The following is a 20,747-nucleotide window of genomic DNA, read 5'->3' as shown; positions in this document are numbered from 1 at the left end:
ACTGTTCGACCCATGGCCGACTACCACGATGATCTCCGCCTCGCCCATGTGCTCGCCGACTCGGCCGACTCGATCACTCTGGAGCGCTTCCGGGCGCTGGACCTGAAGATCGAGACCAAGCCCGACCTGACGCCGGTCAGCGACGCCGACAAGGCCGCCGAGGAGCACGTGCGCGGGGTGCTGCAGCGGGCCAGGCCGCGGGACGCGGTGCTGGGTGAGGAGTTCGGGCTGGCCGGGTCCGGGCCGCGGCGCTGGGTGATCGACCCGATCGACGGGACCAAGAACTACATCCGTGGCGTGCCGGTCTGGGCCACCCTGATCGCGCTGCTGGAGGAGGGCCCGGACGGCGAGCAGCAGCCGGTGGTGGGGATCGTCTCGGCGCCCGCGCTGCACCGGCGCTGGTGGGCGGCGAAGGGGCTGGGCGCCTACGCCGGGCGCAGCCTGGCCAAGGCCGGACGGATCAAGGTGTCTGGCGTCTCCCGGCTCGAGGACGCCTCGCTCTCCTACTCCTCGCTGAGCGGCTGGGAGGAGCGCGGCCGGCTCGACCCGTTCCTGGACCTGACCCGGGCCTGCTGGCGGACCCGCGCCTACGGGGACTTCTGGTCGTACATGATGCTCGCCGAGGGCGCGGTGGACATCGCTGCCGAGCCGGAGCTGAGCCTGTGGGACATGGCCGCCCCGTGCATCGTGGTGCAGGAGGCGGGCGGCCGGTTCACCGGCCTGGACGGCATCGACGGCCCGGGCGGCGCGGACGCGGTGGCCTCCAACGGGCTGCTGCACGACGAGGCGCTGCGGCGGCTGAGCGTCTGACACGACGTCAGTAGCGCACCGTCAGCACACCGTCAGCGCAGCGGACATGGGTGCGGGCCCCGACGACCAGTCAACTGATCGTCGGGGCCCGCCGTCATGGGGTGGGCGCTACCGCTGCTTGCGCAGCTCGCGCACCGCGGCCTCCAGGCGCTGACCGTAGTCGGCGTCGGCCTGGCGGAAGTTGTCGATCGCGCGCTCGACGATGTCCTCGCGGTCGGCGGAGACCTTGGCGATGAAGCCGGCCAGGTTCGCGATCAGCCGCTGCTTCTCGTCCTCGGAGAAGAGCCGGTAGAGGTTGCCGGCCTGGACGAAGTCGCTGTCCTCGCGGTGCGCGGGCGCCGCGTGGGTGCCGGTCGGGCCGCTGACCTCGGTGGCCGCCCAGAGCGGACGACCGGTCTCGACCGGACCGCCGAAGCTGTTCGGCTCGTAGTTCTTCTGGCGGCCGTGCCGGCCGTCGTAGAGGTGGCCGTCGCGGCTGTTGGTGCGCGCCTCGGTGGCGTGCGGGCGGTTCACCGGCAGGTGGTCGGCGTTGATGCCGACCCGGTAGCGGTGGGCGTCCGCGTAGGCGAACAGGCGGCCCTGCAGCATCTTGTCCGGGGAGGGCCCGATGCCCGGCACGAAGTGCGCGGGGGAGAAGATCGACTGCTCGACCTCGGCGAAGATGTTGTCGGGGTTGCGGTTGAGCTCCAGCTTGCCGATCTCGATCGGCGGGTAGTCCGCGTGCGGCCAGACCTTGGTCAGGTCGAACGGGTTGAAGCGGTAGTCCGCGGCGTCGGCGGCCGGCATGATCTGCACCTGCACGGTCCAGCTCGGGAACTCGCCGCGCTCGATCGCCTCGCGCAGGTCGCGCTGGTGGCTGTCCGGGTCCTCACCCGCGAGCTTGCCCGCCTCCTCGGCCGTCAGGTTCTTGATCCCCTGGTCGGTCTTGAAGTGGTACTTCACCCAGAAGTACTCGCCGGCCTCGTTCTGCCACTGGTAGGTGTGCGAGCCGTAGCCGTTCAGGTGCCGGTAGCTGGCCGGGATGCCGCGGTCGCCGAAGAGCCAGGTCACCTGGTGGGTCGACTCGGGCGACAGGCCCCAGAAGTCCCAGACGTTGTCCGCCTCCTGCGAGCCGGTGTACGGGTCGCGCTTCTGGGTGTGGATGAAGTCGGGGAACTTGCTGGCGTCCTGGATGAAGAAGACCGGCGTGTTGTTGCCGACGAGGTCGTAGTTGCCCTCCTCGGTGTAGAACTTCAGCGCGAAGCCGCGCGGGTCGCGCACCGCGTCGGCCGAGCCGAGGTTGCCCGCCACGGTCGAGAACCGCAGGAAGGTCTCGGTCTGCTTGCCCACCTCGGAGAGGAACTTCGCCCGGGTGTAGGGCGTGAGGTCCGCGGTCACCGTGAAGGTGCCGTAGGCCGCCGCACCGCGGGCGTGCACCACGCGCTCCGGGATCCGCTCGCGGTTGAAGTGCGCGAGCTTCTCGAACAGCTGCTGGTCCTGGATCAGCGAGGGGCCGCCTATGCCGGCGGTCTCGGTGTTCTGGTTGTCGGCAACGGGCGCGCCGGCCTCTGTGGTCAGGGTCGGCCGCAGCTCTTCGTGGGCAGCAGTCATGGAGCACCTCCGCGTCATCCGGTCGTGTGACTCGATCCTAACTTGGACTTTGTCTAAGTCAACACTGGATCCGAGTTCAGAACTTGCTATCGTTCCAGTCATGAGCGATCTCCTGACCCGTCTGCGCGAGCAGGGCTGGCGCCTCACCGCACAGCGGCGCGTGGTGGCCGAGGTCCTCGACGGCGAGCACGTCCACCTGACCGCGGACGAGGTGCACGCCCGCGCGGTCGACCGGCTGCCCGAGATCAGCCGCGCGACGGTCTACAACACGCTCGGCGAGCTGGTGCAGCTCGGCGAGGTGCTGGAGGTCAGCACGGACGGCCGGGCCAAGCGGTACGACCCCAACGCGCACCATGCCCACCAGCACCTGATCTGCTCCGTCTGCGGCACCATCCGGGACGTCCACCCGAGCGCCGACCCGCTGGCCGCACTGCCGGACGCGGAGCGGTTCGGTTTCGCCGTCTCGGGCGCCGAGATCACCTACCGCGGACTCTGCCCGGACTGCCGCGCCGCCACCTGACCCACCGTCAGGCGCTGAGCTCCGGGCGCAGCGCGTCCAGCAGCCGGGCCGCGCGCTCGGCCACCTCCGGCGGACCGTAGTCGGTCGCCCGCCGGCACCAGTTCTCGGCCTGCACCGGCTCACCGCGGCGCAGCGCCAGCAGCGCCAGGCGCAGCGCGGCCCGGCCGTGCCCGGCGTCGGCGGCCCTGGTGTACCAGAGCATCGCCTCCGCCTCGCGCTCCTGACGGGCCAACAGCAGGCCGAGGTTGAAGGCGGCGCTGCGGCTGCCGGTCTCGGCGGCCCTGCGGTACCAGCTCTCGGCGATCTCCAACGCGCCGCGCTCGGCGGCCCGCACGCCCATCCGCACCTGGGCCCGGCCGTGGCCGGCGTCGGCCGCCACCGCGTACCAGTGCTCGGCCTCCTCGGAGGCGTCCCCGCGCCGGTCCAGCAGCGAGGCCAGCCGGAAGGCGCCCTCGGCGGAGCCGCCGGTGGCCGCCTGACGGTAGCGCTCCATCGCGGCCGTCAGATCGCCGCGCTGCTCCTTGACCACCGCGAGCTGCAGCGCCGCCTCGCCGTGGCCCTCGGCGGCGGCCCTGGCGTACCACTCCTGGGCCTGCTGCTGCTCGCCCCGGTTCGCGTGCAGGATGCCGAGGTTGAAGGCGCCGTCCACACTGCCGGCCTCGGCGGCCTTGGAGAACCAGGGCTCGGCCCCGGACTCGTCGCCACGCTGCAGCAGCATCACGGCCAGCGCGTTGCAGGCCTCCCGGTGCCCGGCGTAGGCAGCTCGGCGGTACCACTGCTCGGCCTGCGCCTGGCGGCCCGCGCTCGCGCAGAGCAGGCCGAGGTTGAAGGCGCCGTTGTGGTCACCGGCCTCCAGCGCGGCGCGGTACCAGCGCTCGGCGGCACCGTCCTCGCCGCGGCCCGCGTGCAGCGCGCCGAGCGCGTTGGCGGCGTTGCCGTCGCCCGCCTCGGCGGCCTCCTGCCACCACTCGGCGGCCGACGGCAGGTCGCCGGAGTCGCGCAGCAGGAAGCCCAGCGCGCAGGCCGCCCGGGGCTCGCCGTTCTGCGCCGCCTGCCGGTACCAGCGGGCCGCCTCGTCGCGCGCGCCGCGCTCCTCGACCAGCACGCCCAGACGCAGCGAGGCCCGGGCGTGGCTGCGGACGGCCGCCGTGCGGTACCAGGTCTCGGCGCTCTCCTTGTCCCCCGCCGCCTCGCGCATCCGGGCCAGCCGGTAAGCAGCCTCGCGGTGGCCCGCGTCGGCGGCGGCCTTGAACCAGCGCTCGGCGCGCACGTCGCGCCGGTGCTCCATCAGATCGCCCAGCGCGTAGGCGCCCAGCGCGTGCCCCTGCTCGGCGGCGAAGTGCAGCCAGTACTCGGCGGACTCCTCGTCGCCGTGGTCGCGCAGGTGCAGGCCGAGCGCGTGCGCGGCCGGCGCGCTGCCCGCCACGGCGGCCTGCCGCCACCAGCCGCCGGCCTCGGCCCGGTGGCCGCGCTGGTGCAGCAGAACGCCGAGGTTGTTGGCGGCGGCCCGCAGGCCGGCCGCCGCGGCCTTGCGCAGATACGGTTCAGCCTCGTCCAGATCGCCTTGGCGCAGCAGCAGCGCGCCCAGCTGGCTGGCCGCGCTGGTGTCGCCCGCATCGGCGGCGGACCGGTGCCTGGCCTCCAGCGCGGCGGACTCGCGGGCGGCCAGCTCGGTCTCGAAGGAGGCGGTGTCGAAGTCGCTCCCGGGCTCGTCCACCGAGGTCGGGGCCGGGTCGGTGGGCGCGGGGTAGCGCCCGGCCACCTGCGGGACCGGGACGTGCACCAGGCTCTGCGGGCCGTAGGCCCGCCCGGCCTCGGTGGGCCGGCTGCCACGCTGCGCGGGGACAGGCGCGGTCAGGGACGCCGGATCCACCACGGACTCGGTGGCCACGGCGGGCTCGGTGGGCACGGCGGGCTTGGTCACGGCGTCGAGGTCCTGCTGCCGGTGCTCGCTGCGCCTCATGCCGACTCCCACCCACGGCTCGTCAACTGCCGTGCCCCGTCCCCCATGTGGTCCATCGTCGCATCACCCGAAGACTCGCGTACACCGGCGCGGGCGATTTTGCCGGGCCGAACCGAAGCGGGCGAGATTGCTTCAGCGCTTTGTCGATTTCCCGACAGTTGCACCCCACAAACCCAACGGCGCCGGGGAATGTACCGAGTTTTGTTCGCCCATAGTACCGGAGGCGGTGCCACCGCTTACGGGTGACACCGCCTCCGTCAGTTCACAGTCACTCACCTCACGAAGTCTCAGCTCACGCTGATGTCATCCGCGTAGTAGGTGCCCTGGCCGTACCAGCCGTGCACCCAGACGGTCACCGAGGTGACCGAGGCGCCGGTGGTGAACTTGGTCGAGAGCTGGGACCAGCCGGAACCGCTGGTCCAGGTCGAGGAGTCCGCGCCGGAGCCGGTCACCCCGAGGTAGGTGTAGTTGCCCTGCACCCAACCGGAGAGCGTGTAGCCGGTGTTGGGCTTGACCGTGATCGTCTGCGCGCACTGGGCGTCGTCGCCGCTGCTCGCGGCGCCCGCGAGGGCGTACGAGCCGGAGTGCGCGGGGCTCCTCACCACCGAGCCCAGGTTGCCGGAGCAGGTCCACGGGGCGAGCGAGCCGGACTCGAAGCCGCCGTTGGCCACGATGCCGCCGCCCGGACCGGTGGGCGTGGGTGTCGGCGTAGGCGTGGGGGTCGACGTCGGGGTCGGCGTGGGCGTGGGCGTCGGGGTCGGCGTCGGAGTCGGCGTGGGTGTCGGCGTCGGAGTCGGGGTCGGCGCCGGGCAGGTGGACGCGGAGCCGTTGGTGTCGTTGACCACGTCGTTGAAGAGCGTGGCCGCCGGGTCCAGGTCGTAGAGCGAGAACATCATCGTCCCGCCCATGCCGTTGCAGTGCAGGTAGTCGGCCTTGGCCTGGATCGACTGGGCGTCCTCACCGGTCCAGAAGTTGGTCCCGTCGTAGAAGTACGCGGCCTGCGAGACCGGGTCCCAGAAGGTGTCGGCGGGGTTGTCCACCACCCCGGAGAGCTCCTTGTACATCCGGGTGCCGGCCACGTTGCCGGAGTCCGCGGCGCCCGGCGCCGGTCCGGTGGCCGTCTGGAAGAGCCCGTGGTTGCCGCCGGCCGGCACACCGGTCCAGCCGCGGTAGTAGAACGGCACGCCCATGGTGAGTTTGTTCGCCGGGAACCCGCCCGGGATGCCGTACTGCGGGTCGCCGACCGTGTAGGCCTTGATCGCCTCGTCGATCGAGTACTTGGAGGTCCCGGGAGCGATCGGGTTGGAGGGGTCGGCCGGGTTCTGGTAGATCGGCGACTGGTGGTTGGCCGGCCCGGTGGGCTCCCAACCGCCGTGCATGTCATAGGTCATCGGGTCACCGAAGGTCAGTGACTGGCCGATCTTGTCGGTCTCGACGTTCGAGATCTTGTCCTGGCCGGCCGGCAGGGCCGCGGAGAGCGAGTAGGACTTGCCGTCGGCCGCGCCCTGGGCGTTCAGCTCGGTGCGGAACTCGGCAAGCAGCGCGGTGAAGTTCTGCTTGTCCGCCGTGGAGGAGTGGTTGCCCAGGTGACCGCCGCCGCCCGGGTACTCCCAGTCGATGTCGAAGCCGTCGAAGATCCCCTTGCCGGTCCCCGCACCACCGTAGCCGCCCTGCGAGGGCAGGTTGCCCTTGATGAACATGTCGATGCAGGAGGAGACGAACTTCTTGCGCGAGGCGTCGGTGGCGGCGGCGTCGGAGAAGTACTTGGAGTACGTCCAACCGCCCAGGCTGAGAACCACCTTGAGGTTGGGGTACTTCGCCTTCAGCTCCTGGAGCTGGTGGAAGTTGCCGGCGATCGGCTGGTTCCAGGTGTCGGTGGAGTTGTCCACCGAGTTGCCGTTGGCGAAGGTCTTGCCGTAGTCGGCGAACGAGTCACCGGCGCCGTCACCCGCATCGGGGTTGTTCTCGTCCTGCGAGGCGGCCGAGTTGGCCTCGAAGCAGGTGAGGTTGGTCGGGTCGATGTTCTCGAAGTCGTAGATCAGGTAGTCGAGCTTGCTCGCCTCACCCGTGGTGTCCACGTTCTTCAGGTAGAACGCGTTCTGGTAGACCGACCACTGGTCGTAGTAGGCGACCTTGATGCCGCCCGACGTGGCGGGCGCACCGGTGGTGTTGGTGGGGGCGGTGGTGGTCACCGGAAGGCTCTGGATGGCCTGGGCGTGGGACATGCCCAGCATGGACAGCGCGCCGCCGAGCAGCACGGCGGCCGCCGCAGTCACCGCCCCGGCCGATCTTCTGGTTCTGCGCATTCGGAGGTCTCTTCTCTCTTTGTGGGGGACGAGAGATTCGGTCAGGGCATGCTGTGGAGGTGGCCGCCGACCGTGGTCGCGATGGAATTGCCGTTGCTGGCATCCCAGTTGGTGGACCAGGTCATCGCGCCGCCGATGCCCGGCCAGCTGGTGGTGGGCTTGAAGGAACCGCAGTTGCGCCCGCTCGCCAGGCAGTCGAGCGCGTTGTCCACGGTGGACGGCGAGACGTAGCCGCTGCCCGCCGCGCTGGTCGAGGCCGGTACCCCGAGGCCCACCTGGCTCGGTGCGAGGCCGCCCTGGAGCTGGATGCAGGCGAGCGCGGTGAGGAAGTCGACGCTGCCCTCGGAGTAGACGTTGCCGTCGCAGCCGTTCATCGAACCGGAGTTGTAGTACTGGGTGTTGACGATGGTGAGGATGTCCTTGGTGGCCAGCGCCAGCTTGAAGTACTCGGTCCCGGTGGACTGCATGTCGATGGTCTGCGGCGCCATCGTCAGCACGAAGCCGCTGCCCACCTTCGCCGCCAGCGAGTGCAGCGCCTGACCCATGTAGGTCGAGTTGACGCCGTTCTCCAGGTCGATGTCGACGCCGTCGAAGCCGTACTGCTGGACCAGCGCGTACGCGCTGTTGGCGAAGTTGGTCGCGGAGGTCGAGTCACTCACCGAGATGGTGCCGTTCTGGCCGCCGACCGAGAGGACCACCTTCCGGCCGGCCGCGTGCTCGGCCGCGATGTCGGCCTTGAACTGCGCGTCGGTGTAGCCGCCGAGTTTGCCGGCCAGGGTGCTGTCCAGGCTGAAGGTGATGCCGCCAGGACTGCTCGGGTCCTGGTTGGCGAAGGCCACCGCGATGATGTCGTAGGCCGGGTTGACGCCGCTGAGCTTCTGGTCGGTCGCGCCGTTGTCGAAGTCCTGCCAGTAGCCGGTCAGCAGGTGCTTGTTCCCGCCGCCAGGTCCCGTGGGGGTGGAGGTGGGCGTCGGGGTCGGCGTCGGAGTGGGCGTGGGCGTCGGGGTGGGCGTGGCGGTCGCGGTCGTGGTCGAGGTGGGGCTCGGACCGGCCGGACCACTGAGCACCAGGTCGTCCGCACCGTACGCGCCGGTCCCGTACCAGCCGTGCAGGTAGACGGTCACGCTGCTGGTCGAGGCGCCGGTGGTGAAGCTGGTGCTGAGCTGGTTCCAGGCGGAGTTGGTGCTCCAGGTGGAGGTGTCCGTCCCCCCTGTGCCGCTGTCGCCCAGGTAGACATAGCTGCCCTGCACCCAACCGCTCAGCGTGTAGGCGGAGTTGGGCTGCACCGAGACCTGCTGGGTGCACTGGGCGTCGTCACTGCCGGCCGGAGTGGCCTGCAACGCGTACGTTCCGCTGTGGACGGGACTGGTGACGACGGTGCCGGAGTTCGCCGAACAGCTCCAACCCGCCAGGCTGCCGAGCTCGAAGCCCGGGTTCTGCAGCAGGTTCACCACCTCGGCGCTGGCACTGCCACCGGCGGCGAGCAGCACCGCACCGCTCGCCGCCAGGGCGAAGGCCGCCACCCCGGCCACCGCGGAGCGCGTGGCCGCCGGCCGCCGCTCGCTCGCGCCGGGTCTTCTCTGGGTCTGTCTGGTCGCACGTTGCACGGTGCGGCTCCTCGGATCGGCAGGACGGCGCGGCCGGACCGGGCCGCGCCCGGACGCCCCGCCCGGACGGCAGGGCACAGGCGGGCAGGGAGTGCTGTCCTCGCGGACGGGACTCAGAGTGGACTAGACCAAATAGCCGGTCAAGGGGAGCCGCGTGGCCGGGATCGGCAGAGCGCTCGTCAAGTGCGCGCGCAACTGAGGCGATGCCGGTCGACACCGCATCAGGGCCGGTCAGCCGTGCTGCGGCGGGTTGCGGGACGGGGCGGGCGACATCCGGATTCCATCCCCCGTCCATCGGACGCCCGCTCAGCGGCGCCCTGGGCGACCGGGTCCGACGTCCCGGCAGAAGAGCGCGGTGAGCGGATGCATCCGGTAGCGGCCGTCCGCCGTGGGAAGCAGCAGGCCGTGCTCGGCGAGCAGGTCCAGCAGCGGCTCGACCCGGGGTTCGGGACGGCCGAGCAGCCCGGCGGCGGCCGCCGCCTCGAAGCCGCCGAAGCCCAGCGGCGCCAGCGCCCGCAGCGCGGCGGCGGCGGCCGGTCCGCCCGGCGCTCGGCGCAGTCGGGCCCGGGCCGAGCCCAGCACCCGCAGCACTCCCGCACCGCCCGGGCTGAGCTCCGCCAGCCGCTGCTCCTCGTCCGCCAACCTGGCCGCCAGCGCGCCGAGTCCATGTCCGGGGCGGGCCAGCAGCCGGCCCCCGGCCACCCGCAGGGCCAGCGGCAGCCCGGCGCACGCGGCCAGCACCGCGCCCTCGTCCTCGTCCTCACCCTCCCCCGCCTCCCCGACCAGCCGCCGCCACAGCCGCCGCGCGTCACCGGCCCCGAGGCAGTCCAGCGCCACCGGCCGGCCCCCGGGCAGCCCGGCCAGCCGCCCCCGCGCGGTGACCAGCACCGCGCAGCTGGGTGAGCCCGGCAGCAGCGCCGCCAGCTGCGCCTCGTCCCGCGCGTCGTCCAGCACCAGCAGCAACCGGCGCCCCGCGGTGACCGAACGGAACAGTGCGCCGCGCCGGGCCGGTTCGGCGGGCAGCGCCTCGGCCGCCACCCCGAGGTCGCCGAGCAGCGCGCCCAGCAGCGCGCCCACCTCGCCGGGCCGCCCGTCGGCCTCGTGCAGCCCGGCGTAGAGCTGGCCGTCCGGGAACCGCTCGCGCAACCGGTGCGCCACGTGCACGGCGAGCGCGGTCTTGCCCACCCCCGGCGGCCCGCTGATCACCGCCACCGGCACCGCCCCGCCCCGGCGGCCCTGGCTCGCCGCGAGACTCCGGGTGAGCAACCGCGCCTCGGCCACCCGCCCGGTGAAGTCCGGTAGATCGGAGGGCAGTTGGGCCGGACGGCAGACCACCCGCAGCCGGGGCCCGGGCGCCGTCGCGCCGCGGTCCAGCTCCAGGCTCGGGTCGCCTCGCAGGATCAGCCGTTGCAGCTGCGCCAAGTCGCCGCCGGGCTCGAGTCCTTGACTGTCGATCAGGTGCTGGCGGGTCTCCGCGAAGACCGCCAGCGCCTCGCTCTGCCGGCCGGCCCGGTACAGCGCCAGCATCAGCAGCCCCCGCAGCCGTTCCCGCTGCGGGTGCGCGGCGGCCAGCAGGCCGAGTTCGGCGACCACCTCGTGCTGGCGCCCGAGCAGCAGCGCCAGGTCGAACCGCTCCTCCAGGGTGGCCAGCCGCAGCTCGGCCAGCCGGCTGCGGTGCACTGCGGCGAACGGCCCCGGCAGCCCGTCCAGTCCGCCGCCCCGCCAGAGCGCGAGCGCCCGGTCCAAGGTGTCGGCCGCCCGGGCCGTCTCGCCCGCCGCGCGCTCGGCCCGGGCCCGCGACCGGGCCGCCTCGAACTCGTGCAGGTCCAACTCGCCGGCGCCGACCGCGAGGCGGTAGCCCGCGCCGTACGAGGTGAGCACCGCACCCGCCGCCCGCGGCGGCCGCTGCGGCTCCAGGATCCGCCGCAGCCGCGAGACGTAGGTGGCCACCAGGCCGGGCGAGTTGACGGTGGCGCGGACGCCCCAGACGGCCTGCACGATCTGCTCCCTGGGCACCGGCTCGTTGGCGCTGAGCAGCAGCACCGCCAGCACCGCGCACTGCATGGCGGGCCCCGGATCGCGGGCCTGCCCGGCCCGGCGGACCAGCAACGGCCCGAGCAGCTCGTAGCGGAGCAGCTCGCCCGCCCCGGCCCGCGCGACCATTCCTCCGCTCCCCTCACCCGTGGGAGCCGCCCGCGGGGTGGACCCACGGTGGACTAGACCAGAGGCGGCGTCAACACGCCCGGGAGAAATACTTGTCGCGCGAGCGACAACGCCGGTGCGCGGCAGCGACGTCGAGCCCCGGCGGAAGCGCCACGGACACGACACGGCGACGCCACGGAACGACAGAAAGGCCGAAGGCCCGGAGGAGAACCTCCGGGCCTTCGACTTCAGTAGCGGGGACAGGATTTGAACCTGCGACCTCTGGGTTATGAGCCCAGCGAGCTACCGAGCTGCTCCACCCCGCGTCGTTGTGTCTCAACCATAGCACGCTCGCGGCGGCCCCTGCGCACACCACCGATCCGGCGATGGGCGCAGGGGCGCAGCTCAGCGGCTATGGCGAGGCGCTCGCGCTCGGCGTACCAGTCGGTGCCGGCGCGGTCGGCAACGGCGGGGCGGCGGGCCCGCCGGTGTCCTTCTGGGCCGCTGCCGCCGCCGCGTTGAGTGCGTCCTGCAGCGCCTTCTGCGCCGTCCCGTAGGCCGCCCAGTCGCCTGCCTTCATCGCGTTCTGCGAATCCGTCTCGGCCTTCTGCGCCGCGGCCAGCGCCTGCTTCAGCGCCGGGTCGACCGTGCCGCCGCCGGTACCGCCACCACCGGTGCCACCGGTACCACCGGTACCACCACCACCGCCCGTGGCCGGCGGCGTCGTACTCCCGACGGTGCTGGTCCCCCCGCCGGCCGGCAGCACCCCGGTCGCCCCGGGCGCCGTGCCGAGCGCATCGGTCAGCGCCGCCCCCAGGTTGTTCTCGAAGCCCACGTTGTCGTTGCCGTAGACCGCGAGCACCTTCTGCAGCACCGGGTAGCTGGAGCCGCTGCCCTTGACGTACACCGGCTCGACGTTGAGGAACCCGCCGCCCACCGGCAGGGTCAGCAGGTTGCCGTAGTCCAGGTTCGCGTCGCTACCGTTCTTCAGCAGCGTGATCTGCGAAGCCACCACCGAGTCGGAGTTGAACTTCGCCTGCACCTGGCTGGGCCCGGGGGTGTTGCTGTCGCTGGGCACCGTGAGGATCCGGATCTTCCCGTAGTCGGGCCCGGGGTCCGAGTCCACCGACATCAGCGCCGCCAGGTTGGGCCGGCCGCTGGGCACGAAGGTGCTGTTCAACGAGAAGGTGGCGGCGGCCATGTCCGGCATCCGCAGGGTCAGGTAGTACGGCGGCTGGGCCTGGTTGCCGCTGTTGGTCGGGTCGGCCGGCACCTGCCAGATGTCCGTACCGTTGAAGAAGGCGGTCGGGTCGGTCATGTGGTACATGCCCAGCAGGTCGCGCTGCACCTTGAACAGGTCCTGCGGGTACCGCAGATGCGGCAGCAGGGCGGCCGGGATCGCGCTCGTCGGCTGGACCGTACCGGGGAACGCCTTCATCCAGGTCTTCAGCACCGGGTCACCGGCGTCCCACTGGTACAGCGTCACCTTGCCGGTGAACGCGTCCACCGTGGCCTTGACCGAGTTGCGGATGTAGTTGACCTGGCCGGCGTCGCCGACCACCTGGCCGCGCTGGTTGCTGAGCGAGTCCTTGGTGGCGTCGCCGAGCGTGGTCTTGGAGGCGAAGGGGTAGCCGTCCGAGGTGGTGTAGCCGTCCAGCACCCAGGTCAACTGGCCGTTCTGGACGACCGGATAGGGATCGCCGTCGATCGTCAGCCAGGGCGCGACCTTCGCCACCCGCTCCTGCGGCGTGCGGTCGTAGAGCACCTTGGCACCGGTGGTGATCGCCCCCGAGTAGAGGATCTGCGGCTCGTCGAACTTGACCGCGTAGGCGGCCCGGGTGATCGGGTTGTTCAGCGAGACCCCGCTGTCACCGCTGTACTGGTAGGTCTGCGCGCCGCCGTCGGCGGTGTTGTCGATCTCGTGGTTGGAGCCGCCGACGATCGAGTAGGTGTTGGTGTTCTCGCCGTAGTAGATCCGCTGCTGGTAGTCGCCCAGGTCACCGGTGGTGGGCAACCCCGACTCGGTGAAGACCGGCTGGCCGTTGCTGTTGACCTGGTTGCCCTTGGCCGCCACCACGCCGAAGCCGTGGGTGTACTTGAAGTGGTCGTTGATCCAGTTGTGCTGCTGCACGCCGTTCGGGTTCAGCTCGCGCACCCCGATCACGGTGTCCTGCACGCCCGGTGTGCCGTTCGGACCGGCGGTCGCGCCGCTGTACCGGTCGACGTCCAGGGTGGCGGGGAAGCCGTAGTACGAGCGCTGCTGCTCCATCTGCTGGAAGGTCGGCGAGACCAGGTTGGGGTCCAGCAGCCGGATGTCCGAGATGGTCTGGCTGTCCTGCTGCACGGCGGAGGCGGCCGCGGCCCCGTTCGGCGAGTACACCTGGGACTGGCTGCCGGCGATGCCGTAGGCCTGCCGGGTCGCGTCGATGTTCTGCTTGAGGTACGGCGTCTCCTTGGCCTGCTCGTTCGGCTTCACCTGGAACTGCTGCACGATCGTCGGGTAGAGCCCGCCGATCAGCACCGCGGAGAGCGCCATCAGGCCGAAGCCGATCAGCGCCGGGGCCCAGGTCCGCCGGATCGGCGTCAGGAAGAAGAGCAGCGCGCAGATGATCGCCACGCAGAACAGGATGGTCTTGGCCGGCAGGAAGGCGTTGGCGTCCACGTAGCGCAGCCCGGTGTAGCCCGGCACGCCCTTGTACGAGGCGGTCTTCACCGCCAGCGCGTACCGGTCCAGCCAGTACGCGACCGCCTTGAGCAGCACGAAGAGGCCGAGCAGCACCGCGAGATGGCCCTGCGCCCCGGCCGTGGCCCGGCGCCCGGGACCCTGCAGCCGCAGGCCGCCGTAGAGGTAGTGCACCAGCGCTCCGGCGATCAGCGAGACCACCACCGCGCTGAACGCGAAGCCGAGCAGGAACTCGTACCACGGCAGGTCGAAGGCGTAGAAGGCGACGTCCAGGTGGAACTGGCTGTCCTTCACCCCGAAGTCGGTCGCGTTGGTCCACAACAGCCACAGCCGCCACTGGCCGGCCGCCGCCGAACCCGCGATCAGGCCGACCAGCAGCGAGATGCCGATCAGCAGCCACTTGCGGAACGGCGCCACGCCCATCCGGTAACGGTCCAGGCTCTGTTGCTCGACCGACATCGCCGCCAGCGGCGGCCGCAGCCGGTGCGCCACCCAGATGTTCACCCCGGTGGCCACCGCCATCGCCAGCCCGAAGACCGCGAACAGCGCGACCTTCGTGCGCAGCTCGGTGCTGAAGACCCTCGAGTAGTGGACCGATTTGAACCAGAGCCAGTCGGTCCAGAGACCGGCGAACAGGACGAACCCCAGGAACAGCAGGACCAGGACGCCCACGGTGAGCAGCAGGACCTTGGCGCGACGGGATGGCGGACCGACCCTCGGCCGGAAACCCTGCCCGCCGCGGTCGGGCATCTGGAATACCAAGACGGCACCTCTGCTGTTGAAGTCGGGATGAAGTCGGGTTGTCGGACAGGACGGGGACTCGACCGGATCGGAACGGGCCTCGAGGACAGGCAACGCCAATCCGCCCGCCCCGGAGTGCAACTTAATCAGGCTCTCACCGAGTTCCCAGGCGCAGGGCGCGTTCCGCGCGGGTCCGGCCAGGGGCCGCGCGGCGACATGTGAGGATGGAGCCATGTCCGATGCTCGTAACACCCCCGCTCCGGCCACCCCTTCGGCGGACGGCCTGCCGCCGGCCGCGACCCCGCTCACCCGCGCCGCCCTGGAGATCGACGAGTACGTCGCGGGGCTCGGCTGGGACAAGCCGGCCCGCCTGTTCGCCCTGGTCGACAGTGCCCAGCTGCGCCGCAGCGACCCGGCCGTGGCCAAGCAGCTCGGCCTGGAGGACGAGACCGCGGGCAACCTGACCCCGGTCGAGCAGGAGGAGCTGCCGCCCGGCACGGCGCTGGACGAGTTCCTCGGCACCATCGCCTGGCCGGACATGGTCGCCGGCTGCGCGCTGGTGGTCGAGCGGCTGATGCTGCCGCCGGGTGCCGAGAAGAGCCGCCCGGCCGGCGCCACCGAGGCGCAGCTGGCCGAGTGGGTGGCCAACCACCCCAACCGCCAGGAGGTGCGGATCACCGCCGCCGTGCTGCGCGACGGCAAGCGCGAGATCGCGCTGCGGCTGCGCGAGAAGGACCTGGCACGCGAGGTGCTGACCGGCCCCGACCTGGTGCCGGGGCTGACCAAGGCGCTGCTGGCGACCTTCTCCTGACCCCGGCCGTCTCAGTCGCCGGTCACTTCGCCGGGCAGGAGGCGAGCGCCGATTCCTGCCCGGCCCGGATCTGACCGAGCGCCTTGAGCGCGTCGTTCAGCGTGTCCACCTTGATCAGCCGGAGCCCCTTCGGGGTGTTCGCGCCGGCCTCGGCACAGTTGTCGCTCGGCGTGAAGAAGTACTGGGCGCCGGCGTTGCGCGCGGCGATCACCTTCATCGAGATGCCGCCGATCGGACCGACGTTGCCCTTGTCGTCGATCGTCCCGGTGCCGGCCACGAACTTGCCGCCGGTCAGGTCGGTGGGGGTCAGCTTGTCGATGATGCCGAGCGAGAACATCAGCCCGGCGCTCGGCCCGCCGACGTCCTGCAGCCCGATGTCGATCTTGAACGGGAAGCTGTGGTCCTCCTCCGGCTGGATGCCGACGAAGGCCTTCCCGGTGCTGGGCGAGGTGGCCGTGGTGATGGTGACCTGGTTCTCGTCGGCCGGCGTCGGCGTCCCGCTGTCCTTGGCCTGCGGCACCACCGTGAAGACCACGCTCTCGCCTGGCTTGTGCTTGGTGACCAGCCCGGCCACCTGGTCCTGACCGGTGACCGCGGTGCCGTCCACCGCGACGATCCGGTCGCCCGCGTGCAGCTTGCCGTCCGCCGGAGCGCCGGCCACCACCGAGGAGACGACCACCTCGGAGCCGACCGGGATGCCGAGCTCGGTCAGCGCCGCCGCCTTGGCGCTGTCCTGGGAGTTGGTGAACTCCTCGGCGTTCTGCTGCTCGGCCTGCTGCTCGGTCTGGCCCTTGGGGTACAGGTTGTCGTGCGGCACCACCAGGACGTCCGAACGCAGCCAGCCGACCACCACCGAGACCAGGCTCGGCTGGTAGTCGGCACTGGTGACCTGGACGGTCGTCATGTTCAGGTGCCCGCTGGTCGGGTACGTCTGGTGCCCGGTGATGCTGATCACCGGGGTCCCGGCCTTGTCCTGGGCGCCGAGCGTGTTGTACGTCGGCCCGGGGCTCAGCTCGGAGTACGGCACCGACAGGAACACGGAGACGCAGAGCAGCGCTATGAGCATCAGGGTGGCGGCGAGCATCGTCGCAGAGCGGCGTGGCATGCCACGACAGTACGGGACCAGCGCTTGCCGCCGCCCGCCGGGCTAGGAAGAAGGGGAGCTGTCCGTGCCACCGCCATCGGCCCGCTGGCCGGCGGTGCTGCGCTCCATCGCGGCCAGGAACCGCTGGTGCTCGGCGAGTGAGGCGCCGTCACCGACCGCCCTGCGCGGTCGGGCGGCCCAGGACGCCCAGAGGACGGCGATCACGCCCGCCGCGACGGGGATCCCCAACCAGGCCAGTGCTCCCATGTCCGGTCCTCCGAATCCGTCGTGCCTATCAGCACATTAACCGCCCGGCGTGAGAACGGCCGTGGCGCCATCCGGGTTACGGCGAAGCGCAGACCGCCACCCCGTGGACGTATTCGTAGGACCGCCCCACCGCCGAACGGGTTCCCGGCCGGACAGGCTCGCGGCACTAGCAGGAACCGGCGCCGACCCACTCCTCCTCGCCGTCGGTGAAGACCTGGTGCTTCCAGATCGGCACCTCGTGCTTGAGGTCGTCGATCAGCTTGCGCGCCGCGGCGAACGCCTCGCCGCGGTGCGGGCAGGAGACCGCGACGATGACGGCGGCGTCGGTGATGTCCAGCCGGCCGATCCGGTGCACGGCGGCCAGCGCCCGGACCGGGTAGTCGGCCACCACCTTCTCGGCGACCCGGCGCATCTCCTGCTCGGCGCTCGGGTGGCAGCTGTACTCCAGGGCGGCCACCGACTTGCCGCCGTCGTGGTCGCGGACCGTACCGACGAAGATCGCGGTACCGCCGGCCGCGTCGTCGCCGACCGCCGCGTAGACCTCGTCGAGCGAGAGCGGGGTGTCGCGGATCGCGAGCAGACGGATGGGGTCGTGGTTATCGGACATGCTCCCCATGATCCGTCATCCCCGGCGGGCGGCGGCAATTGTCGGGTCGTCCAAGCCGGCCCGGCCCCCCGTCGCGGCCTCGCCCGGCCCGCTACTGGCGGACCCGCTCAGATCCGACGGCGCTTGCGGGCCCGGCGCACCAGCGCCGCGGTGCCCACCAGGGCTACCGTCGCACCCGCCGCGCCCAGGCTGGTGGCGGCCTCCTTGCCGCCGAGGCGCCGGCCGGCCACCGCGTGCTTGCCGGCGACCTGCGCCAGCAGTTCGGCCAGCACCTCCTCGTTGCTGTACCTGGGCCGCCAGCCGGCCTCGTGCAGCCGGCTGCCGGAGACCACCCACGGGTACATCGTGTAGGCCAGGTCCCCGGCCGGGGCAGGGGTGAGGCCGAGCCGGTGCAGGCGGGCGGCGGTGCCCAGGGCCAGCGAGGCGGGCAGTTCCATCCGGCGGATCCCGGAGAGCTCCTCGACCTCCTCCTGCTCCAGCCAGCCGTCGCAGCCGACCGTCACCTCGCCCTCGACCAGCCCGAGCGCCGCGTACTCCAGCGCGCCGGCCAGGTCGTCGACATGGCAGAACTGCCAGCAGGGCCGCGAGCCGGCCACCACCAGCAGCCGGGGCGCCTCGAAGTGCCGGGTCAGCACGGTGTCCACGCCGGGACCGACCACCACGGCCGGGCGCAGCACGGTGACCTGCAGCCCGGGATGCGCCCGCGGCGCCCGGTGGGCGAGGCGCTCGATCTCCAGCAGGTCGCCGACCAGGCTGGCCTCCTCGGTGGCCCGCAGCTCGGAATCCTCGGCCAGCGGCACCTCGTTGTCCGCCAGCGCGCCGTAGACCATCGCGGAGGTGCAGAGCACCACCCGGTGCACACCGGCGGCCGCGGCGGCGGTCAGCACGGTCTGCGCGCCCCGAACGTTGTAGGCGCTGCGGGCCCGCGGGTCGGACTCCATGTTCAGGTCCATCGCCAGGTGCACCACCACGTCCACCCCGCGCAGCCGCTCGGCCACCGCCGGGTCCCGCACGTCCAGCACCCGCCACTGCACCCCGGCCGCCTCACCGCGCCGATCGTCGATCGCGAGCACCTTGCGCACCCCGGGCGAGCCGGTCAGGCGGGCGGTGACCCGCTCGCCCAGCACGCCGGCGGCGCCGGTGACGGCCACGGTGAGCGGTCGGCCGCCGTAGGCTGGGGACGCGGACGCAGGCGCCACCTGCGCCTGCTCGCCTCCGGTCAGCCCAGAGCGAACGTCCGAAGGCGGGGAACTCACCGGCCATCCTCCACGGTTAGCTTATGTGCGTACGTACGAGTGTCACGTACGGTCCATCCTGCCCGAGGAGAGGGCCTGGCGGTGCACCCGGCGCGGGCGAGCCCGCCGTCCGCTCCGCGAGTTGTCCGACCACCTGCTCGAACCCGCTACTCCCACTTGCTTTCCCGCCACACCACCCAGCGCGTGACGGCCGACCAGATCGAGGACCCCGTGAGCGACCTCCCCTTCGGATTCGGTGTCCCGCCCGAGGAGCCCGAGGAGGGCAAGGACCAGGGCGGCGACGGCAACAAGGACGACCAGGCGAAATCCGGCGCGTCCGGTGACCAGCCCGGGCAGCCGGAGCCCTTCGGCTTCGGCGGCAACCCGTTCGGCGCGTTGTTCGGCATGGGCGGGGCCGGCGGCCCGGCCGGCGGCGCGGGTGACAACCCGTTCGCCGCGATGATGGGCGGGCTCAACCCGAACGACCTCGGTGCCGCCTTCCAGCAGCTCGGCCAGATGCTCTCCTTCGACGGCGGCCCCGTGAACTGGCAGCTGGCCAAGGACATCGCCCGGCAGACCGTGGTGGCCGAACCGGTCGAGGGTAAGCAGAAGGACCGGTCGGTGAGCGCCGCCGAGCGCTCGGCCGTCGAGGAGGCGGTCCGGCTGGCCGAGCTGTGGCTGGACTCGGCCACCGAGTTCCCGTCCTCCTCCGCCCGCGCGGTGGCCTGGAGCCGGGCCGAGTGGATCGAGGCCACCCTGCCGGTCTGGCAGGAGCTGGTCGACCCGGTCGCCGAGCGGGTCGGCAACGCCATGGGCGGCGTGCTGCCCGAGGAGATGCAGGCGATGGCCGGGCCGCTGATGGGCGTGATGCGCTCGATGGGCGGGGCCATGTTCGGCACCCAGATCGGGCAGGCGCTGGGCGCGCTGGCCGCCGAGGTGCTCGGCTCCACCGACGTCGGCCTGCCGCTCGCACCGGCCGGCAAGGCCGCGCTGCTGCCGCAGAACATCGCCGAGTTCGGCGAGGGCCTGAACGTGCCGGCCGAGGAGGTGCGGCTCTACCTGGCCCTGCGCGAGGCCGCCCACCAGCGGCTCTTCGCCCATGTGCCGTGGCTGCGGGCGCACCTGTTCGGCGCCGTCGAGGCCTACGCCCGGGGGATCAAGGTCGACACCTCCCGGATGGAGGAGCTGATGGGCCGGCTCGACCTGGAGAACCCCGAGGCGATGCAGGACGCGCTGGCCGGCGGCCTGCTGCAGCCCGAGGACACCCCCGAGCAGAAGGCCGCGCTGGCCCGCCTGGAGACGGCGCTCGCGCTGGTCGAGGGCTGGGTCGACGCGGTGGTGCACGCCGCCGCCGAGCCGCACCTGCCGCAGTCCTCCGCGCTGCGCGAGACGCTGCGCCGCCGCCGGGCCACCGGTGGCCCCGCCGAGCAGACCTTCGCCACCCTGGTCGGCCTCGAGCTGCGGCCGCGCCGGCTGCGCGACGCCTCCCGGCTGTGGGCCTCGCTGGCCGACGCGCGCGGCATCGAGGGTCGCGACGGGCTCTGGCAGCACCCCGACATGCTGCCCACCGCGAGCGACCTGGACGACCCGGACGGCTTCGTGCACCCCGGCGGCACCGAGATCGCCGAGGGCGGTCTGGACTTCGACGCGATCGACAAGCTGCTCGGCGAGGCCGCGGCCGGTCGGGGCGGGAAGCGCGCGACGCAGGACGAAGAGGGCGCGCCGGGCAAGCCGGACACCCAGGACGGCTCTGGCGGGCAAGCCGAGCAGAAGGACGAGCAGAAGGACGAGCCCGAGGCATGATCCACGCCGACGCCGTCCGGGTACTGAACGCCTGGACGCCCGAGGAGGCCGGCCAGCAGCAGCTGCGCCACGACTACCTGGCCCACCTGGCCGAGCACCCGGACGGCCTGTGGCGCTCCTGCCGGCCCGCGCACATCACGGCCAGCGCACTGGTGGTGGACCCGGCCGCCGGGCGGGTGCTGCTCACCCTGCACCCCAAGGTCGGGCTCTGGCTGCAGATGGGCGGCCACTGCGAGCCCGGCGACGAGACGCTCGCGGCAGCGGCGCTGCGCGAGGCCACCGAGGAGTCGGGGATCGCGGGGCTGCGGCTGCTGGCGGTCGGCGGGGCGGCGGAGCCGGCGCCGGTGCTGCTGGACAGCCACCAGGTGCGCTGCGCCGGCAAGGACCAGCCGGAGAACACCCACCTGGACGTGCAGTTCCTGGCGCTGGCCCCGGAGGGCGCACAGGAGGAGATCAGCGAGGAGTCACTCGACCTTCGCTGGTTCGGGTTCGACGCGCTGCCCGAGTTGACGGACGCCTCGCTGCGGCGGCTGGTGCAGCTGGGGCGCAAGCTGGTCGGCTGAGACCGACCGGTCCGA

General features: G+C 72.2%; 15 protein-coding genes and 1 tRNA gene. 5 read left to right on the top strand and 11 right to left on the bottom strand.

From position 1 onward, the window contains the following. The first annotated feature begins 12 nt into the window (after positions 1-12). Positions 13-810 carry a histidinol-phosphatase gene (hisN, locus tag ABH937_RS14475; protein WP_280687584.1) on the top strand — a complete coding sequence of 266 codons (798 nt, stop codon included), beginning with the start codon at positions 13-15 and terminating at the stop codon, positions 808-810. Positions 811-918: 108 nt separating this feature from the next. On the opposite strand, the gene ABH937_RS14470 is transcribed toward hisN, so the two are convergent. After that, complete coding sequence (locus ABH937_RS14470; RefSeq protein WP_370218360.1) at positions 919-2,400, bottom strand: catalase; 1,482 nt, start codon at positions 2,398-2,400, stop codon at positions 919-921. Between the two features lie 100 nt (positions 2,401-2,500). On the opposite strand from ABH937_RS14470, the gene ABH937_RS14465 reads away from it, so the two are divergent. Continuing rightward, complete coding sequence (locus ABH937_RS14465) at positions 2,501-2,920, top strand: Fur family transcriptional regulator (protein WP_280687588.1); 420 nt, start codon at positions 2,501-2,503, stop codon at positions 2,918-2,920. A 7-nt stretch (positions 2,921-2,927) separates the two neighbouring features. On the opposite strand, the gene ABH937_RS14460 is transcribed toward ABH937_RS14465, so the two are convergent. From ABH937_RS14460 to ABH937_RS14435, 6 genes are all read right to left on the bottom strand, one after another. Continuing rightward, a complete protein-coding gene (locus ABH937_RS14460; RefSeq protein WP_370218358.1) occupies positions 2,928-4,883 on the bottom strand; it encodes a tetratricopeptide repeat protein in 1,956 nt (651 codons plus the stop codon). Positions 4,884-5,170: 287 nt separating this feature from the next. Continuing rightward, positions 5,171-7,189: a glycosyl hydrolase family 18 protein gene (locus ABH937_RS14455; protein WP_370218357.1), complete on the bottom strand. Its 2,019-nt coding sequence runs from the start codon at positions 7,187-7,189 to the stop codon at positions 5,171-5,173. A 41-nt stretch (positions 7,190-7,230) separates the two neighbouring features. Next, on the bottom strand, positions 7,231-8,796 hold the full coding sequence (locus tag ABH937_RS14450; RefSeq protein WP_370218356.1) for a chitinase: 1,566 nt from the start codon (positions 8,794-8,796) through the stop codon (positions 7,231-7,233). Positions 8,797-9,102: 306 nt separating this feature from the next. Continuing rightward, positions 9,103-10,959 carry a BTAD domain-containing putative transcriptional regulator gene (locus tag ABH937_RS14445; RefSeq protein WP_370218354.1) on the bottom strand — a complete coding sequence of 619 codons (1,857 nt, stop codon included), beginning with the start codon at positions 10,957-10,959 and terminating at the stop codon, positions 9,103-9,105. A gap of 231 nt (positions 10,960-11,190) precedes the next feature. Next, a tRNA-Met gene (locus ABH937_RS14440) sits at positions 11,191-11,264 on the bottom strand. Positions 11,265-11,350: 86 nt separating this feature from the next. Then, on the bottom strand, positions 11,351-14,371 hold the full coding sequence (locus tag ABH937_RS14435; RefSeq protein WP_370218449.1) for a UPF0182 family protein: 3,021 nt from the start codon (positions 14,369-14,371) through the stop codon (positions 11,351-11,353). 223 nt (positions 14,372-14,594) lie between these two features. Here ABH937_RS14435 and ABH937_RS14430 point away from each other — a divergent pair, with 223 nt between their 5' ends. After that, the gene (locus ABH937_RS14430; protein ID WP_370218353.1) at positions 14,595-15,173 is read left to right on the top strand and encodes a PPA1309 family protein; all 579 of its coding nucleotides are present in this window, start codon (positions 14,595-14,597) and stop codon (positions 15,171-15,173) included. A 22-nt stretch (positions 15,174-15,195) separates the two neighbouring features. Here the strand turns inward: ABH937_RS14430 and ABH937_RS14425 are convergent, their stop codons facing one another. The 4 genes from ABH937_RS14425 to ABH937_RS14410 form a co-directional block, all read right to left on the bottom strand. Next, the gene (locus ABH937_RS14425) at positions 15,196-16,278 is read right to left on the bottom strand and encodes a PDZ domain-containing protein (RefSeq protein ID WP_280687598.1); all 1,083 of its coding nucleotides are present in this window, start codon (positions 16,276-16,278) and stop codon (positions 15,196-15,198) included. Positions 16,279-16,320: 42 nt separating this feature from the next. Next, positions 16,321-16,524 carry a hypothetical protein gene (locus tag ABH937_RS14420; RefSeq protein ID WP_280687600.1) on the bottom strand — a complete coding sequence of 68 codons (204 nt, stop codon included), beginning with the start codon at positions 16,522-16,524 and terminating at the stop codon, positions 16,321-16,323. A 166-nt stretch (positions 16,525-16,690) separates the two neighbouring features. After that, on the bottom strand, positions 16,691-17,140 hold the full coding sequence (locus ABH937_RS14415; protein WP_280687602.1) for a molybdenum cofactor biosynthesis protein MoaE: 450 nt from the start codon (positions 17,138-17,140) through the stop codon (positions 16,691-16,693). A gap of 98 nt (positions 17,141-17,238) precedes the next feature. Then, positions 17,239-18,387, bottom strand: a complete 1,149-nt coding sequence (locus tag ABH937_RS14410; RefSeq protein WP_370145648.1) for an NAD-dependent epimerase/dehydratase family protein — start codon at positions 18,385-18,387, stop codon at positions 17,239-17,241. 210 nt (positions 18,388-18,597) lie between these two features. On the opposite strand from ABH937_RS14410, the gene ABH937_RS14405 reads away from it, so the two are divergent. Then, complete coding sequence (locus tag ABH937_RS14405) at positions 18,598-20,169, top strand: zinc-dependent metalloprotease (RefSeq protein ID WP_370218448.1); 1,572 nt, start codon at positions 18,598-18,600, stop codon at positions 20,167-20,169. Next, positions 20,166-20,732, top strand: coding sequence for an NUDIX hydrolase (locus tag ABH937_RS14400; RefSeq protein WP_370218352.1), 567 nt, complete (start codon positions 20,166-20,168; stop codon positions 20,730-20,732). The genes ABH937_RS14405 and ABH937_RS14400 overlap by 4 nt, the downstream gene beginning before the upstream one ends. Positions 20,733-20,747 lie beyond the last annotated feature (15 nt).

It is taken from the genome of Kitasatospora sp. GAS1066B (assembly GCF_041262605.1).
Lineage (GTDB): Bacteria > Actinomycetota > Actinomycetes > Streptomycetales > Streptomycetaceae > Kitasatospora.
The sequence above is the reverse complement of the archived record's forward strand: the minus strand, read 5'-3'. Positions and strand labels throughout refer to the sequence as shown.